General features: G+C 69.3%; 16 protein-coding genes. 7 read left to right on the top strand and 9 right to left on the bottom strand.

What is annotated here, in order from left to right:
* Positions 1-345: 345 nt before the first annotated feature.
* A complete protein-coding gene (locus ACFRMN_RS28995; protein ID WP_383024705.1) occupies positions 346-987 on the bottom strand; it encodes a DNA-3-methyladenine glycosylase in 642 nt (213 codons plus the stop codon).
* A 74-nt stretch (positions 988-1,061) separates the two neighbouring features.
* Here ACFRMN_RS28995 and ACFRMN_RS28990 point away from each other — a divergent pair, with 74 nt between their 5' ends.
* From ACFRMN_RS28990 to ACFRMN_RS28980, 3 genes are all read left to right on the top strand, one after another.
* Positions 1,062-1,844: a sporulation protein gene (locus ACFRMN_RS28990; RefSeq protein WP_383024702.1), complete on the top strand. Its 783-nt coding sequence runs from the start codon at positions 1,062-1,064 to the stop codon at positions 1,842-1,844.
* 80 nt (positions 1,845-1,924) lie between these two features.
* A complete protein-coding gene (locus ACFRMN_RS28985; protein WP_383024699.1) occupies positions 1,925-2,464 on the top strand; it encodes a YbhB/YbcL family Raf kinase inhibitor-like protein in 540 nt (179 codons plus the stop codon).
* A 152-nt stretch (positions 2,465-2,616) separates the two neighbouring features.
* Entirely contained in the window at positions 2,617-3,129 is a 513-nt protein-coding gene (locus ACFRMN_RS28980; RefSeq protein ID WP_383024697.1) for an HNH endonuclease, read from the top strand.
* Positions 3,130-3,245: 116 nt separating this feature from the next.
* Here ACFRMN_RS28980 and ACFRMN_RS28975 read toward each other — a convergent pair whose 3' ends face one another.
* The 4 genes from ACFRMN_RS28975 to ACFRMN_RS28960 form a co-directional block, all read right to left on the bottom strand.
* The gene (locus ACFRMN_RS28975) at positions 3,246-4,022 is read right to left on the bottom strand and encodes a sulfite exporter TauE/SafE family protein (RefSeq protein ID WP_383024694.1); all 777 of its coding nucleotides are present in this window, start codon (positions 4,020-4,022) and stop codon (positions 3,246-3,248) included.
* A gap of 62 nt (positions 4,023-4,084) precedes the next feature.
* Entirely contained in the window at positions 4,085-5,014 is a 930-nt protein-coding gene (locus ACFRMN_RS28970) for an SPFH domain-containing protein (protein WP_129769718.1), read from the bottom strand.
* A 90-nt stretch (positions 5,015-5,104) separates the two neighbouring features.
* Complete coding sequence (locus ACFRMN_RS28965) at positions 5,105-5,533, bottom strand: NfeD family protein (RefSeq protein WP_383024690.1); 429 nt, start codon at positions 5,531-5,533, stop codon at positions 5,105-5,107.
* A 79-nt stretch (positions 5,534-5,612) separates the two neighbouring features.
* Positions 5,613-6,404, bottom strand: a complete 792-nt coding sequence (locus ACFRMN_RS28960) for an ABC transporter ATP-binding protein (RefSeq protein WP_383024687.1) — start codon at positions 6,402-6,404, stop codon at positions 5,613-5,615.
* A gap of 125 nt (positions 6,405-6,529) precedes the next feature.
* On the opposite strand from ACFRMN_RS28960, the gene ACFRMN_RS28955 reads away from it, so the two are divergent.
* Positions 6,530-7,327 carry a hypothetical protein gene (locus ACFRMN_RS28955; protein ID WP_383024684.1) on the top strand — a complete coding sequence of 266 codons (798 nt, stop codon included), beginning with the start codon at positions 6,530-6,532 and terminating at the stop codon, positions 7,325-7,327.
* Between the two features lie 104 nt (positions 7,328-7,431).
* On the opposite strand, the gene ACFRMN_RS28950 is transcribed toward ACFRMN_RS28955, so the two are convergent.
* The 3 genes from ACFRMN_RS28950 to ACFRMN_RS28940 form a co-directional block, all read right to left on the bottom strand.
* Positions 7,432-7,680 (bottom strand): chaplin, encoded by a 249-nt coding sequence (locus ACFRMN_RS28950; RefSeq protein WP_383024682.1) that lies wholly within the window; start codon positions 7,678-7,680, stop codon positions 7,432-7,434.
* Positions 7,681-7,845: 165 nt separating this feature from the next.
* Positions 7,846-8,496, bottom strand: a complete 651-nt coding sequence (locus tag ACFRMN_RS28945) for a response regulator (RefSeq protein ID WP_383024717.1) — start codon at positions 8,494-8,496, stop codon at positions 7,846-7,848.
* 40 nt (positions 8,497-8,536) lie between these two features.
* Entirely contained in the window at positions 8,537-9,682 is a 1,146-nt protein-coding gene (locus ACFRMN_RS28940; RefSeq protein WP_383024679.1) for a GAF domain-containing sensor histidine kinase, read from the bottom strand.
* Positions 9,683-9,902: 220 nt separating this feature from the next.
* Here ACFRMN_RS28940 and ACFRMN_RS28935 point away from each other — a divergent pair, with 220 nt between their 5' ends.
* The 3 genes from ACFRMN_RS28935 (at position 9,903) to ACFRMN_RS28925 (ending at position 12,673) form a co-directional block, all read left to right on the top strand.
* On the top strand, positions 9,903-10,598 hold the full coding sequence (locus ACFRMN_RS28935) for an SDR family NAD(P)-dependent oxidoreductase (RefSeq protein ID WP_383024676.1): 696 nt from the start codon (positions 9,903-9,905) through the stop codon (positions 10,596-10,598).
* Positions 10,595-11,686: an S-adenosylmethionine:tRNA ribosyltransferase-isomerase gene (locus ACFRMN_RS28930; protein ID WP_383024673.1), complete on the top strand. Its 1,092-nt coding sequence runs from the start codon at positions 10,595-10,597 to the stop codon at positions 11,684-11,686. Before ACFRMN_RS28935 ends, ACFRMN_RS28930 begins: the two co-directional genes overlap by 4 nt.
* A gap of 273 nt (positions 11,687-11,959) precedes the next feature.
* The gene (locus ACFRMN_RS28925) at positions 11,960-12,673 is read left to right on the top strand and encodes a transglycosylase SLT domain-containing protein (RefSeq protein WP_383024671.1); all 714 of its coding nucleotides are present in this window, start codon (positions 11,960-11,962) and stop codon (positions 12,671-12,673) included.
* Positions 12,674-12,780: 107 nt separating this feature from the next.
* Here ACFRMN_RS28925 and ACFRMN_RS28920 read toward each other — a convergent pair whose 3' ends face one another.
* Positions 12,781-15,363, bottom strand: coding sequence for an FHA domain-containing protein (locus tag ACFRMN_RS28920; RefSeq protein ID WP_383024668.1), 2,583 nt, complete (start codon positions 15,361-15,363; stop codon positions 12,781-12,783).
* Positions 15,364-15,542: the final 179 nt, after the last annotated feature.

The raw sequence follows: 15,542 nt of genomic DNA, 5'->3' as shown, positions 1-15,542 counted from the left end.
TGAGTTCTCAAGGAACGGACGCTTCCTTTGTACTCACCCTCTCGGGCTTTCCTCCGGGCTTTTCCCTTCGGTCTTGCGTTTCCGACTCTATCAGATTCATTCGGCGTGTTCCGCCTCAAGAATTCCGATGGCCTTTGGATTGGCCTTTTGCCTTTCGGCTGTTCACTACTTTAACCGAATCCCCGCCCGGCTCATAATCGAGCCATTGAGCCCGGATTTCGGCATGCCGAAATCCGCACCTGTCAGGGTGTGGTCGAAAGTAGTGGGTGGCCGCCTCGGGCACTGCTGAACAGCAGGACCTGTTGAAAGCGGCTCGGGCTACGTTAGGCGGATGAACAGCGCGCGTCAAGTTCGACGTTTACGTGGCGCGTGAGCGCGATAGGGGCTCACCGAGGGGTCGCCGTCGATCCAGAAGCGCCAGGGGTGGACCGCGCCGTCGCCGCCCACTCCGGTGCGCGGGCCGCTGCGAACCTGGTCAGCCGGGACAGGGGTACCCGTGAGTATCGACAGTGGTGCGTCGGGGCCGGCGCAGACGTCCGCTCCGTTCAGGGCGCGGTCGACATCGAGGGCGGTGGCCAGGCGGGCCGGACCTTTGGCCAGTTCCCTGTCATGACGGGCCGAGATTCGACGTTTGCGGGCCAGTTCGGCGCCCACGCCGATCTCGCCGGCCCGCAGCAGGACCCCGCTCGCCATGCCCTCCGGGCCGCACACCAGGTTGAGGCAGTGCCACATCCCGTAGGTGAAGTAGACATACGCGTGACCGGGCGGGCCGAACATCACCGCGTTGCGGGCCGACCGGCCGCGGAAGGCGTGCGAGCCCGGGTCGACCGCGCCCGCGTACGCCTCTACTTCAGTCAGCCGGAGTTCGATGGGGCCGTCGTCCGTGTCCCGTATCAGCGTTCGGCCCAGGAGGTCCGGTGCGACCTCAAGGACCGGCCGGTCGAAGAAGTCGCGGGGCAGCGGCCTGCGGTCGGGGCTCTCGGTCATGGCTTACGAGCCTACCGGGGAACCGATTACGGTCGAGGCGCGTATGTAGAGGTCAGAATCTAGAAGGAGTGAACATGGGCTTCAAGAAGCTGCTCGCGAGCATGGGCGCCGGTGGCGCGTCAGTCGAGACAGAGCTGACCGAGCTGAACGTCGTCCCCGGCGGGGTCGTCCAGGGCGAGGTACGTCTTCAGGGCGGGTCCGTGAATCAGCAGATCGAAGGACTCAACGTCGGGCTCCAGGCGCGGGTCGAGGTCGAGGGCGGCGACCAGGAGACCAAGCAGAACATCGAGTTCACCAAGCAGAACATCGGCGGCGCCTTCGAGGTGCAGGCCGGGGCCGTCCATGTGGTGCCGTTCGGTCTGGAGATCCCCTGGGAGACCCCGATCACGACGATCGACGGTCAGTCGCTGCGCGGGATGAACATCGGTGTGACCACGGAGCTGGAGATCGCGCGGGCGCTCGACTCCGGCGATCTGGACCCGATCAACGTCCACCCCCTGCCCGCGCAGCAGGCGATCCTGGACGCCTTCATCCGGCTGGGCTTCCGCTTCAAGAGCGCGGACATGGAGCGCGGTCTTATCCGCGGGACGCGGCAGAAGCTGCCGTTCTACCAGGAGATCGAGTTCTTCGCGCCGCAGCAGTACCGCGGTCTGAACCAGGTCGAGCTGTCCTTCGTCGCGGACGACCGCGAGATGGACGTCATCCTGGAGATGGACAAGAAGCCGGGTCTGTTCACCGAGGGCAGTGACTCGTTCCGGGCGTTCCAGGTGGGGCTCAACGACTTCCAGGGCACCGACTGGTCCGCCTATCTCAACCAGTGGCTCTCCGAGGTCGGTGGCCGTCGTAACTGGTTCTGAGCGCAGGCTCTAGGCTCGGGGCCGCGAGGCAGCCGAGCTGCCGCGCGGCCAGGCAGGACAGCCGATTCGGAGGTTCGGACGTGACCGAGGGGAAGAGGGCTCCGCTCCCTCATGACTTCCATCCGCAGGTGCCGTCGTTCACGGTGGTGAGCGATGACATCGAGCCCGGGGCGGTGCTCAAGGACGCCCAGGTCCACGCCGCCGGGAACACCTCGCCGCAGCTGCGGTGGGAGGGTTTCCCGGCGGAGACCCAGAGTTTCGCCGTGACGTGCTTCGATCCGGACGCGCCGACCGGCAGCGGGTTCTGGCACTGGGTGGTCTTCGACATCCCGGCGTCGGTCACGGAGCTTCCCGTGGGCGCGGGCACCGGGGTGTTCGAGGGGCTTCCCAAGGGCGCGGTGCAGGCGCGCAACGACTACGGGTCGCGGGACTTCGGTGGCGCGGCGCCGCCGCCCGGGGATCCGGCGCACCGGTATGTGTTCACGGTGTACGCGGTGGACAGTGAGCGGCTGGGGCCCGACGAGGACGCGTCGCCCGCGTTCGTCGGCTTCAATTTGCGGTTCCATACGCTGGCACGTGCGCAGCTCATCGGCGAGTACGCCGCCCCGGCCGCCCTTTGACCGTTTGCCTTTTGTTTGCCCTGCCCTGGTCTTGGAGAGATCAGGGCAGGGCATTTTTTATTGTGTTGTCCCTCTCGGCGTGCCCGGCCAGAGTTGATCCAGGTCCGACGCCTCCCGATGGGGCTCGGGCCGGCACACGGGAGGTGGGCGGGATGCGGGACACGCTGGTACTGAATGCGAGCTTCGAGCCGCTGTCGACGGTGACACTCAACCGTGCGGTGGTGCTGGTGCTGCAGGACAAGGCCGTTGTCGAGCACGCCCATCCCGATCTCCGTGTCCGTGCGGCCGCGGTGGAGCTGCCGGTGCCCCGGGTGATCAGGCTCTGCCGGTTCGTACGGGTGCCGTTCCGAAGACAGGCTCCGTGGTCGAGGCGGGGGGTGCTGGTCAGGGACCAGCATCGGTGCGCGTACTGCGGCAGGCGCGCGACGACGGTGGACCATGTGGTGCCGCGCTCCCGGGGTGGTTCGGACAGCTGGCTGAATACGGTCGCTTCGTGCGCCGAGGACAACCACCGCAAGGCCGACCGTACGCCGGATCAGGCGGGAATGCCGCTGCTGTACCAGCCGTTCGTACCGTCCCCGGCGGACGCGATGCTGCTGTCCCTGCGGGCCGGTGAGCGTTCGGAGCTGCCGCACTGGCTGGTCTCGGTCCAGTCCGCCGCGTAACGCGTGGGAGAACGTGACAGAGGAGGCCCGCTGCCCCACGGGGAGCGGGCTTCCGGCTGTCCGCGCGCCCGTACGGCTCGTACGGCTCGTACGGCTCGTACGGCTCGTACGGCTCGTCAGCCGTAACGGCGGACGAGCAGCTGGACGATGGCGACCACGCCGACGGCCACGACCAGCCCGCGCAGCGCCGCGGGGGGCAGCTTGCGGCCCACCTTGGCCCCGAGCTGGCCGCCGATCGCCGAGCCGACGGCGATGAGGACGACCGCTGTCCAGTCGAACTCCGCGACGAAGAGGAAGAAGAGCGCGGCGACGGTGTTGACGACGGCGGCGAGGATGTTCTTGACCGCGTTCAGCCGCTGCATGGTGTCGTCGAGCAGCATGCCCATCAGGGAGAGATAGATGATGCCCTGGGCTGCCGTGAAGTAGCCGCCGTAGACGCTGGCGAGCAGTATTCCGGTGAAGAGGAGCGGGCCGCCGTTGGGGCGGGCGCTGGTGCCCTTGCGGGCACGGCGGGCCTGGACGGCCCTGGCCAGCCGGGGCTGAAGGATGATCAGGACGAGGGCGAGGGTGACCAGGACGGGCACGATCGTCTCGAACGCCGTCGACGGCAGTGTCAGCAGCAGTGCGGCCCCGGCGAACCCGCCGACGACCGCGGCGGCGCTGAGGCGCAGTACGCGGCGGCGCTGGCCGGTGAGTTCGGCGCGGTAACCGATGGCTCCGCTGATGGCACCGGGTATCAGGCCAAGGGCGTTGGAGACGGTGGCGGTGACCGGCGGGAGGCCCGTGGCGAGCAGGACGGGAAAAGTGATCAGCGTGCCGGAACCGACAATGGTGTTGATGGTTCCGGCGCTGATGCCCGCGACGAATACGGCGAGCATCTCCCAGATGGTCACGGTGCGCTGCCCTCCGATGATCGGTGCTGGATGCACCGATCATGCACGAAGGGGCAGGACGCTCAGTCCAGCGGGGGGTCCTGCCTGCGCTCCTTGCCGGTGTCGAAGCCCGGCATGCCACCGCCCAGGTTGCCGAAGGCGCCGCTGAGCCCCTTGAGTGCGTCGCCGATCTCGCTGGGCACGATCCAGAGCTTGTTGGCGTCTCCCTCGGCGATCTTGGGGAGCATCTGGAGGTACTGGTACGAGAGCAGTTTCTGGTCGGGGTCGCCGGCGTGGATCGATTCGAAGACCGTACGGATCGCCTGGGCCTCGCCCTCGGCGCGCAGGGCGGCGGCCTTGGCCTCACCTTCCGCGCGCAGGATCGCGGACTGCTTCTCGCCCTCGGCGGTGAGGATCTGCGACTGGCGGATGCCCTCCGCGGTGAGGATCGCGGCGCGCTTGTCGCGGTCGGCGCGCATCTGCTTCTCCATCGAGTCCTGGATGGAGGTCGGCGGCTCGATGGCCTTCAACTCGACGCGGTTGACGCGGATGCCCCACTTGCCGGTGGCCTCGTCGAGGACGCCGCGCAGGGCCGCGTTGATCTCCTCGCGGGAGGTGAGGGTCCGCTCCAGGTCCATGCCACCGATGATGTTGCGCAGGGTGGTGACGGTGAGCTGCTCGATCGCCTGGATATAGCTGGCGACTTCGTAGGTCGCCGCGCGGGCGTCGGTCACCTGGTAGTAGATGACGGTGTCGATGTTGACGACCAGGTTGTCCTGGGTGATCACCGGTTGGGGCGGGAAGGGGACGACCTGTTCACGCAGGTCGATCCTGTTACGGATCGAGTCGATGAACGGGACGACAATGTTCAGGCCCGCGTTGAGAGTTCGTGTGTAGCGGCCGAACCGCTCCACGATGGCGGCGCTTGCCTGCGGGATGACCTGGATCGTCTTGATCAGGGCGATGAATACAAGCACCACCAGGATGACCAGGACGATGATGATCGATGGCATCGCGTTCCTCGGGCCCTTCGCTGCCGGATGTTCTGATGATCGATATTCTCAGACCGCGAGCGTATGTGCTTACCGTTCGGCCGGGTTGGCTCACATCACCACGGCTGTGGCTCCGTCGATCTCGACCACATCGACCTGTTGACCGGGTTCGAAGGCGGCTCGCTCGTCGTAGGCGCGGGCCGACCAGACCTCACCGGCGAGCTTGATCCGGCCGCCTCTGCCGTCCACCCGTTCCAGTACAACGGCTTGACGGCCCCTCAGCGCGTCGATGCCGGTGGCCGAGCCGGGGCTCGCGCCGCGCTGCCGGGCCGCGTAGGGCCGTACGACGGCGACGAGGGCGACGGACACCACGACGAATACGAGGACTTGGGCCACGATTCCGCCACCGAGCGCCGCGGTGACGGCTCCGGCGACCGCTCCGGCCGAGAACATGCCGAATTCGGGCATCGCCGTTATCACGAGCGGAATGCCCAGTCCGACCGCGCCGATCAGCCACCACACCCATGCGTCGATTTCCACATGGTCATGGTAGGGGCGGGGGTCCCTGTCCCGACAGGGGTGATATCCGGTCAGCTACGAGCTGTTGACCGGCCGGACGTCAGCCGAGGGGCAGGCCCTGCGCGGTCCAGCGGTCGCCCTTGCGCTCGATGACGAGCGGGAGGCCGAAGCAGTGCGAGAGGTTGCGCGAGGTGAGTTCTGTCTCCACGGGGCCGGCGGCGAGCACCTTGCCCTGGCGGATCATGAGGACATGGGTGAAGCCCGGCGCGATCTCCTCGACATGGTGGGTGACCATGATCATGGAGGGGGCGTACGGATCGCGGGCGAGGCGGCCGAGTCTGCGCACCAGGTCCTCGCGTCCGCCGAGGTCGAGGCCGGCCGCGGGCTCGTCCAGGAGCAGCAGTTCGGGGTCGGTCATCATCGCGCGGGCGATCAGGGTGCGCTTGCGCTCGCCCTCGGATAGGGTGCCGAACTTGCGGTCCAGGTACTCGGTCATGCCGAGGCGGTCGAGGAAGGCGCGGGCGCGCCGCTCGTCGACCTCGTCGTAGTCCTCGTGCCAGGTCGCGGTCATGCCGTACGCGGCGGTGAGGACGGTCTCCAGGACCGTCTGGCGCTTGGGCAGCTTCTCGGCCATGGCGATGCCCGCCACGCCGATACGGGGGCGGAGCTCGAAGACATCGACCTTGCCGAGCCGGTCGCCGAGGATCCGTACCTTGCCGGAGGTCGGGAAGAGATAGCTGGAGGCGAGATTGAGCAGGGTGGTCTTGCCGGCGCCGTTGGGGCCGAGGATCACCCAGCGCTCCCCCTCCTTGACCGACCAGGAGACATCGTCCACCAGAGCGCGTCCGTCGCGGACCACGGATACGTCCACCAGCTCCAGTACATCGCTCATGAGCGCGTTGTCTCCCCATGCAATCGTCTTGAGGTTTCAGGTGCGCCTGCAGGCGCGTCCCCCAACAAAACCTACGCCACCCGTCGGGGGGTCCGGCCGTGAGGTCCGTTCCCTACGCTGGTGCCATGCTTTCGCAACCACGCTCAGGACTGCTGGCCGCATGGGGAAATGCCCTGTTGGCCGGGTTTGTATCGCCGGACGACGCTGTGCTCGCCGTGGTCGGCGACGACGCCGTACACCGGGTGGAAGGGCTGCCCGGTGAGGCCGGTCCTGTCGGGCTCACGCTCGCGCTGGGCCGGCTGCGGGCGCTCGGGGTGACCGGATACCGGATCGCGCTGCCGGCGCCGGGCCATCCGCTGGGGCTCAGTGGCCCGCCGGAGTTCAATGCCCGTGCGCTGGAGGCCGAGGAGGCGGTGATCGCTGCCGGGGCACCGTACGGACTGATCCCCGAGATCTCCGCGGTGGGCCCGGACGGCGACCGGCATGTCGAGGTCCTGTGGCACTGCCTGCCGGTACGGGAGGCACCGCCGGCGGACGTGCCCTCGCTGGGCGAGGCGGAGCGCGAACTGGCGGAGGCGCTGCGGGAGGCGACGGATGTGCTCTCGCGGCTGGACGTGGCGGCGTCGGGGCCGGTGGCCGAGGCGGCGCTCGACGCGTACCGGGCACGGTCGGAGCGGGGGCGTGAGGTGCTGGCGCCCGGCTATCCGCCGCGGGCGGTACGGGTGCTCGAACTGGCGCAGCGGATCGCGCTGCTGGTCTCGCTGGCGTACGAGCACGGACACGGCGGCGCGGTGAGCGCGTCGGAGATGGCGGCGCGGGGCGAGGCGCTGCGGCCGGTGGAGCGGTGCGCGCGGCGGGCGCTCGTGGCGTCCTACAACGCGTATGTCGAGGAGCGGGAGCGGGGTATGCCGCCTGTTTCCTGAGGTCCCGGGGTCTTGGGGGCCCGACGGAAAAGGCCGCCGAGGCCCCGGAACCCACCCGCCAGGGGGTCACCGGGCCTCGGCGGCGCGTGACGCGATGCGATGCGTCAGTGGTTGACCGAGGCGTTGCCGAGCGCCGGGTTCAGCAGGCCGATCACGTTCACCGTGTTGCCGGTGAGGTTCACCGGGATGTGCACCGGGACCTGGACCGCGTTGCCGGAGCCGACACCCGGGGAGTGCGTCGCCACGCCGGTGGCGTGGGCGCCGCCCTCGGTGGCGGACGCGGCTCCGGCGGTGGCACCGGCCGCGAGGCCGGCGGTGACGATGACCAGGGCGGCCTTCTTGGCAACCTTCATGGGATGTTCCTTAATCGTGTGATCAACAACAGCGGCGGTACGCCGCCGCACGCCATGAAGAACGCGCGAAACCCGATCAGGATGCGCCGTGTGGGTGACATACACCCGACGGTATGAATACTCAGACCGTAGTGCGATCTTCTGATTCCGTGGGCCGCGTGCCTGTCAGCCCGCCACCCCGTGCCGCACGGCCCAAAGGGCGGCCTGTGTACGGTCCGAGAGGTCCAGCTTCATCAGAATGTTCGAGACATGTGTCTTGACGGTCTTCTCCGAGAGCACCAGCGCACGGGCGATCTCCCGGTTGGAGCGTCCGTCGGCGATCAGGCCGAGCACCTCGCGCTCGCGCTCGGTCAGTGAGGTGCCCCTGCCCTGCCCACTGCCCGGCTCGTCCTGGGCCAGCAGCGCTCCCGCGACCTCCGGCTGGAGCAGTACGTGCCCGGCGTGTACGGAACGGATCGCACCGGCCAGCGCCTCCGGATCGACGTCCTTGTATACGTAACCGGAGGCACCGGCGCGCAGCGCGGGGATCACCGTGCGCTGTTCGGTGAAGCTGGTGACGATCAGGACCCTGGCCGGGTTGTCGAGTTCGCGGAGCTTGCGCAGCGCCTCGATACCGTCGGTGCCGGGCATCTTGATGTCCATCAGCACGACATCGGGCCGGAGTTCTTCGGCGCGGGCGATCCCCTCGGCGCCGTCGGACGCCTCGCCCACGACCTCGATGTCGTCCTGGATCTCCAGGAACGTCCGCAGTCCGCGCCTGACCACCTGGTGATCGTCCACCAGCAGCACGCGGATGGCCCGCCCGTCACCCGCCACCGCCCTTCCGACGAAGCGCTCCGCGCCGCCCTTTTCCCTTTCAGCCACCGGGCACCTCCATCTCGATCGTGGTGCCCTGGCCGGGCGCCGATATCACCCTGAGTCTGCCGCCCACACCGCCCGCCCGGTCGCGCATCGAGACCAGTCCCAGATGGCGGCCGGCCCGGCGCACCGCGCGGGGTTCGAAGCCCGTGCCGTTGTCGGTGATGCCGAGGACCGCGCCCTGGCCCCGGCGGGTGAGGGTGACCTCGACGCGGTCACCGCCGGAGTGGCGCAGCGCGTTGTGCAGCGCCTCCTGCGCCACCCGCAGCAGCGCCTCCTCCTGGGCGGCCGGCAGCGCCCGTATCCCGCAGGTGTCGAAGGTGACCCGGGCGGAGTGGGCCCGGTCCAGGACCTGGATCTGGGTACGGAGCGTATGGACCAGGCCGTCCTCGTCAAGGGCGGCGGGGCGCAGCTCGACGACCGCGGCGCGCAGTTCGTCGGCGGCCTCGGCGGCGAGGGCGGCGACCTGCTGGAGCTCACCCTTGGCCCGGTCCGGATCGCGGTCGACCAGGGCCGCCGCCGCCTGGGCCGTCAGCCGCAGCGAGAAGAGCTTCTGGCTGACGGCGTCGTGCAGTTCGTGGGCGAGGCGCGAGCGCTCCTCGGCGATGGTGAGTTCGCGGCTGCGCTCGTACAGACGGGCGTTGGTGAGGGCGATCGCGGCGTGCTGGGCGAGGATCGCGAGAAGTTCCTCGTCCTCCTCGGTGAATCCGCAGCGGCCTTCCTGTTTGGGGCAGCGCTTGTTGGCGAGGAAGAGCGTGGCGATGGTCTCGTCGCCGTCCCTGACCGGCAGCCCGAGAAAGTCCGACATGTCGGGGTGGGCGGCCGGCCAGCCCTCGAAGCGCGGATCCTCGCGTACGTCGGCCAGCCGCTCGGCCTTCTCCTCGTGGAGCATCGCGGCGAGGATCCCGTGCTGGCGCGGCAGCGGGCCGATCGCCTTCCACTGCTCATCACTGACGCCGTCCACGACGAACTGGGCGAAGCCGCCGTGATCGTCCGGCACGCCGAGCGCCGCGTACTCGGCGTCGAGCAGTTCACGGGCGGAGACGACGATCGTCTTGAGGACGTCGCGCACCTCCAGGCGCCTGCTCATCGCGAGGAGTGCGGTGCTCACGGCGGCGAGGCCGGAGCTGGGTCGGTGGCTCATGGCTTCACCGTACCGGCGGGCGGGGCGGACCGTATCGGCCTCGGGATCCGCCCCGACCAGGGCCGATGACCTAGGTCCCGCGACGTCGGAAGTAGGACGAAGTGCCCTTGTGGGACGGTCCCGGCGCACGAGGCGCCGGGGGCCGTCCCCTTCCTACGTTGGGCTCGTCAGGCGGGAGCGGGCGCGTGAGGAAGCGCGTGAGGAAGAAGGAGCGGGGATCATGCCGGTAGCGATCATCACAGGGGCTTCCAAGGGACTGGGGCGCGCGCTGGCCGACGCGCTGGCCAGGCGCGGCTGGGATCTGGTGCTGGACGCCAGGAGCCCGCGCGTACTGGAGGGGACGGCCGCCGAGGTCTCGGCGCACGGGACCCGGGTCGCGGCGATCACCGGCGATGTCACGGACGCCGGGCACCGCGCGGAGCTGGTGGCCGCGGCGGCGGAGCTGGGGGCGCTCGATCTGGTGGTGAGCAACGCCAGTGCGCTGGGCGCCGAACCGCTGGTACGGCTGGACGCGCTGCCGCTCGACGGGCTGCGGACGGCGCTGGAGACCAATGTGGTGGCGGCGCTGGGGCTGGTCCAGGAGGCGCTGCCGCTGCTGCGGGCGAGCGCGGCGGGCGCGGTGATCGCGGTGAGTTCCGACGCGGCGGCCGAGGCGTACGAGACCTGGGGCGGGTACGGCGCGTCCAAGGCGGCGCTGGACCATCTCGCCGCCGTGCTCGCGGTCGAGGAACCGGAGCTGCGGGTGTGGACGGTGGATCCGGGCGACATGGGGACGGATCTGTACGCGGCGGCCGTGCCGGACGACCCGGATCCGCGCCCCGAGCCCGCGTCGGTGGTGCCCGGCTTCCTGAGGCTGCTGGAGCGGCGCCCGGTGAGCGGCCGGTACGCGGCCCCCTCCCTGCTGGAGTCGAGGTGAGCGTCCTGCCGGCGCTGCGGGTGCCTGAGGAGCTGTCGGCGCGGGTCCCGGCGGAGCAGCGCGGGTCGGGCAGGGACGACGTACGGCTGCTGGTCTCCCGGGGTACGAGCGTCACGCACCACGCGTTCCGGGAGCTGCCCGGGCAGCTGCGGGCCGGGGACGTGCTGGTCGTCAATACGTCGGCGACGCTGCCCGCGGCCGTCGACGGGCGGCTGGGGCCCGATCCGGGCGGGGACCGGATCGTCGTGCACTTCTCGACGCGGGGTGACGACGGCCGGTGGGCGGTCGAGGTGCGTACGCCGCGGCGGGACAGTGGCGCGGGGACCACGCTGCCGCGCGCCGGGGGTCCGGCGGGGGCGGTGGTCCGGCTGCCGGGCGGGGTCCATCTCGTACTGGACGAGCCGCTGGTCCCCGGGGGGTCCCGGCTGTGGTGGGCGCGGGTCTCGCACGCGGACGTACCGGGGCTGCTGAGCCGCCACGGCCGGCCGATCCGGTACGGGTACACGGTCCGGGACCAGCCGCTCTCCGCGTATCAGACGGTCTTCGCACGCCCCTCGCCCGACGGCGCCGGTTCCGCGGAGATGCCGAGTGCGGGGCGGCCCTTCACGGCGCGGCTGGTGGCGGAGCTGAGGAGCCGGGGTGTGCGGTTCGCGCCGATCACGCTGCATACGGGGGTGGCGTCGGCGGAGGCGCACGAGCCGCCGTACCCGGAGCGCTTCGAGGTGCCGCGGAGCACGGCCCTGCTGGTGAACGCGGTGGCGGCGGACGGGGGCAGGATCGTCGCGGTCGGGACGACGGCCGTGCGGGCACTGGAATCCGCGGCGGGGCCGGACGGGGTAGTGCGGGCGGCCCGCGGCTGGACGGATCTGGTGATCACGCCCCGGCGCGGGGTGCGGGTGGTGGACGGACTGCTGACCGGGCTGCACGAGCCCGAGGCCTCGCATCTGCTGATGCTGGCGGCCATCGCCGGGCGGGCGGCTCTGACCAGGGGATACGAGGAGGCGCTGCGCGGGCTCTACCTCTGGCACGAGTTCGGGGACGTCCATCTCCTCCTTCCGCGGGAGACCGTTCACGGTTCGCGTTGCTGAAGCAACAACCTGTCACGTCGCTATGTCCTCGATGTGAGCCCCGGCATAGGACGCACATCACTTACGAACTCCACTAGTCGACCGAAAAGAAGGGTGTGAGCTCGGCATAAACAGGGAGCGGGGCGCCGCCGAGGCGCCCCGCTCCACTATGCGGGGTCGTACGTCACACCTTTGCCAGAGCATTTTGCGACCGCTAAGAATTGCCGACGTCGCCGCCGAGCAGGCTGGCCATCCGGCCTCCGCGACTCCCGCTATTCGAAGAGGTTCGTCTCTATGTTCTCGTCACGCACCCCTGGTCTCAGTCGTCTGAACAAGACCCAGAAGGCTTCCATGGCCGGCGTCGCCGCCGCCGGAGTCGTCGCGGTCACGTTCTCCCTGGTTCCCGGCACGGCTGTCGCCGCCGAGTCCCAGGCCCCCGTCCAGTCCCCCGTCACCTCCACGGTGTCGACGTCGGCGACGGACAACGGCAAGGCCCCCGCCGTGAGCGCGATCATCGCCAAGCAGTTCAACAGCCCCGACACCGCGGCCAAGGTCCAGTCCGTGGTCCAGAAGACGGCGTCGGAGAAGACGAAGGCCGAAGACAAGGCCGTCGCGAAGGCGAAGGCCGACGCGAAGAAGCGCGCCGAGGAAGCCGCCAACCGCTCCACCGTCCGTAAGCCCGTCTACAAGAACAACCTGGACGGCTGGATCAAGGAGTCGCTGGCGATCATGAAGAAGCACAAGATCCCCGGTTCGTACGAGGGTCTGCACCGCAACATCATCCGCGAGTCGAGCGGTAACCCGAAGGCGATCAACCTCTGGGACATCAACGCCCGCAACGGCATCCCGTCGAAGGGCCTGCTCCAGGTCATCCCGCCGACGTTCAAGGCGTACCACGTCAAGGGCACCCCGTTCGACATCTACGACCCGGTCGCCAACATCGTGGCCGCGGCCAACTACGCCGCGGACAGGTACGGCTCGATGGACAACGTCAACAGCGCCTACTGAGCCCAGCCGGGCCCGGCGCGCTGAGGCGCACCACACGCAGAACGCCGGAGGGCGGCACCCCGCACAGGGGGTGCCGCCCTCCGGCGTGCGCGCAGGACCGCTGGGGACTATTTGCGCATGACCTCCGGCTCATGGCGGCGCAGCAGACGCGACACCGCGACCCCGCAGACGACACCGATGAACAGCAGAACCGAGATGTCGATGGCCCACTGGCTCGCCGAGTGCTCCCACAGCGGGTCCAGGTTGGTGGGGTTGTCCTGGTCCCAGGGCGCCATCAGCGTGGAGAGGTTGAGCGTGGTGCCCGCGCCCGCGATGGCCCAGCGCGCCGGCATCAGCCAGGCGAACTGCTCCAGGCCGGGTGAGTCGTAGAGCTGGAAGAGGGTGCCGGTGAAGACGATCTGGACGATCGCGAACATGACCAGCAGCGGCATCGTCTTCTCGGCGGTCTTCACCAGCGAGGAGATGACCAGGCCGAACATCATCGAGGTGAGGCCGAGGGCGATCACCACGAGGCACATCTCGACGGCGGGGGGCAGGACCAGGCCCTCCGCGGGCAGCGCACGGGGCGCGAACCCGATACCGCAGATGATCACGCCCTGGAAGGCGGTGATCACTCCGAGCGTGATGACCTTGGACATCAGATAGGCGGAGCGGGAGAGGCCGGTGGCCCGTTCCCGTTCGTAGATCACCCGTTCCTTGATCAGCTCACGTACGGAGTTGGCCGCGCCCGTGAAGCACATACCGACCGTGAGGACCAGCATGATCGTGCCCGCGGCGCCGTTGAACCTGTCGGGCGCCACGGGCGGGCCGAGGCCGAACTTCGCCGGGACGACGACGCTGACCACACCGAGCACGGCGGGCAGGATCACCATCAGCCCCATGAAGCCCTTGTCGGACGCGATCACCGAGACATAGCGGCGGATCAGCGTCCACAGCTGCGACCCCCAGCTCTGCGGCTTCGGCGGGCGCATCTGCTGCGCCTTGGGCATGGCCACGGACTGCGCGGCGACGGAGTCGATGTCGGCGGCGTACATCTGGTAGTGCTGCGAGCCGCGCCAGCGGCCCGCCCAGTCGTAGTCGCGGTAGTTCTCGAACGCCGAGAAGACATCGGCCCAGCTGCCGTAGCCGAAGAAGTCGAGCGCTTCCTCGGGCGGGCCGAAGTACGCCACGGAGCCGCCCGGCGCCATCACGAGCAGCTTGTCGCAGCTCGCCAGCTCGGCCACGGAGTGGGTGACGACCAGGACCGTACGGCCGTCGTCGGCGAGGCCGCGCAGCAGCTGCATGACATCGCGGTCCATGCCCGGGTCGAGGCCGGAGGTCGGCTCGTCCAGGAAGATCAGTGACGGCTTGGTGAGCAGCTCCAGGGCGACGGACACGCGTTTGCGCTGGCCGCCGGAGAGCGAGGTGATCTTCTTGTCCTTGTGGATGTCGAGCTTCAGATCGCCGAGGACCTCGCCGATCCTGGCCTCGCGCTCGGCCTCGGCGGTGTCGCCTGGGAAGCGAAGCTTGGCGGCGTACTTGAGCGCCTTCTTCACGGTCAGTTCCTTGTGCAGGATGTCGTCCTGCGGGACCAGACCGATGCGCTGGCGCAGCTCGGCGAACTGCTTGTACAGATTCCGGTTGTCGTAGAGGACATCGCCCTGGTCGGCGGGGCGGTACCCGGTGAGCGCCTTGAGCAGTGTGGACTTGCCGGAGCCCGAGGGGCCGATGACCGCGATCAGCGACTTCTCGGGGACGCCGAAGGAGACGTCCTTGAGGATCTGCTTGCCGCCGTCGACCGTCACCGTGAGATGACGGGCGGAGAAGGAGACCTCACCGGTGTCGACGAACTCTTCGAGCCGGTCACCGACGAGGCGGAAGGTCGAGTGGCCGACGCCGACGATGTCGCCCGGGCCGAGCATTACGGTGCCGGACTTGGCGATCGGCTGGCCGTTGACATAGGTGCCGTTGTGGGATCCGAGATCACGGATCTCGAAGCGGCCGTCGGGCGTCGCCGTGAACTCGGCGTGCAGACGGGAGACCTGGAGGTCGGAGACGACCAACTCGTTCTCCAGGGCGCGGCCGATACGCATGACCCGGCCGAGGGAGAACTCGTGGAAGGTGGTCGGGCTGCGGTCGCCGTGCGCCGGCGGGGCCCCCGCGCCCCGCTGGTGCGGTACCTGACCGTGCTGCGGCGCAGGTGCGTACTCCTGCTTTTGAACGTGTGCCTGGTGCTGGGGTTGTCCCTGGTACGGGGCCTGCTGCCCGCCCTGTTGCTGCGGGTGCTGGTGCTGCTGCGGCTGGGGCTGTTGGGGCTGGTGCTGTTGGGGCTGCTGCGGCTGGGGCTGGTGCTGCTGGGGTGCCCAACCGGGACCGCCCTGCTGCTGCGGCGCCTGCTGAGCCGGGACCTGCTGAACCGCCGCGCCGGTGAGGCTCAGCCGGGGCCCGTCGGTGGCGTTGCCGAGATGGACGGCGGAGCCGGGACCGATCTCCATCCGCTGAACGCGCCGGCCCTGCACATACGTGCCGTTGGTACTGCCGTGGTCCTGGATGACCCAACCGCGGTCCCCCCAGCTGATGGTGGCGTGCCGCCACGAGACCCTGGCGTCGTCGATCGTCAGGTCGCCCTGGGGATCACGTCCGAGGGTGTATCTCCTGGACGGATCGAGCGTCCAGGTCCTTCCGTTCAATTCCAGTACGAGTTCCGGCACTCCATGCCCCACTTGTTGTCCCCCGGTTTCCCCCCGTCGCGGGGAGTTCAGGGATGGCGAACGTCGGGTGGAACTATTTCAGGCACGCGGCCAGGTTTGAAAGCCGGGCCTCGTGCGATACCGGCACAGGCTCGTAACAGCGCACAAGGCGGGCGCGGGAAAGGCGCGGGAAAGACCCG

It is taken from the genome of Streptomyces sp. NPDC056835 (assembly GCF_042789485.1).
Taxonomy (GTDB): Bacteria; Actinomycetota; Actinomycetes; order Streptomycetales; family Streptomycetaceae; genus Streptomyces.
Note: the sequence above shows the minus strand (reverse complement) of the source record. Positions and strands in the feature narration are given on the sequence as shown.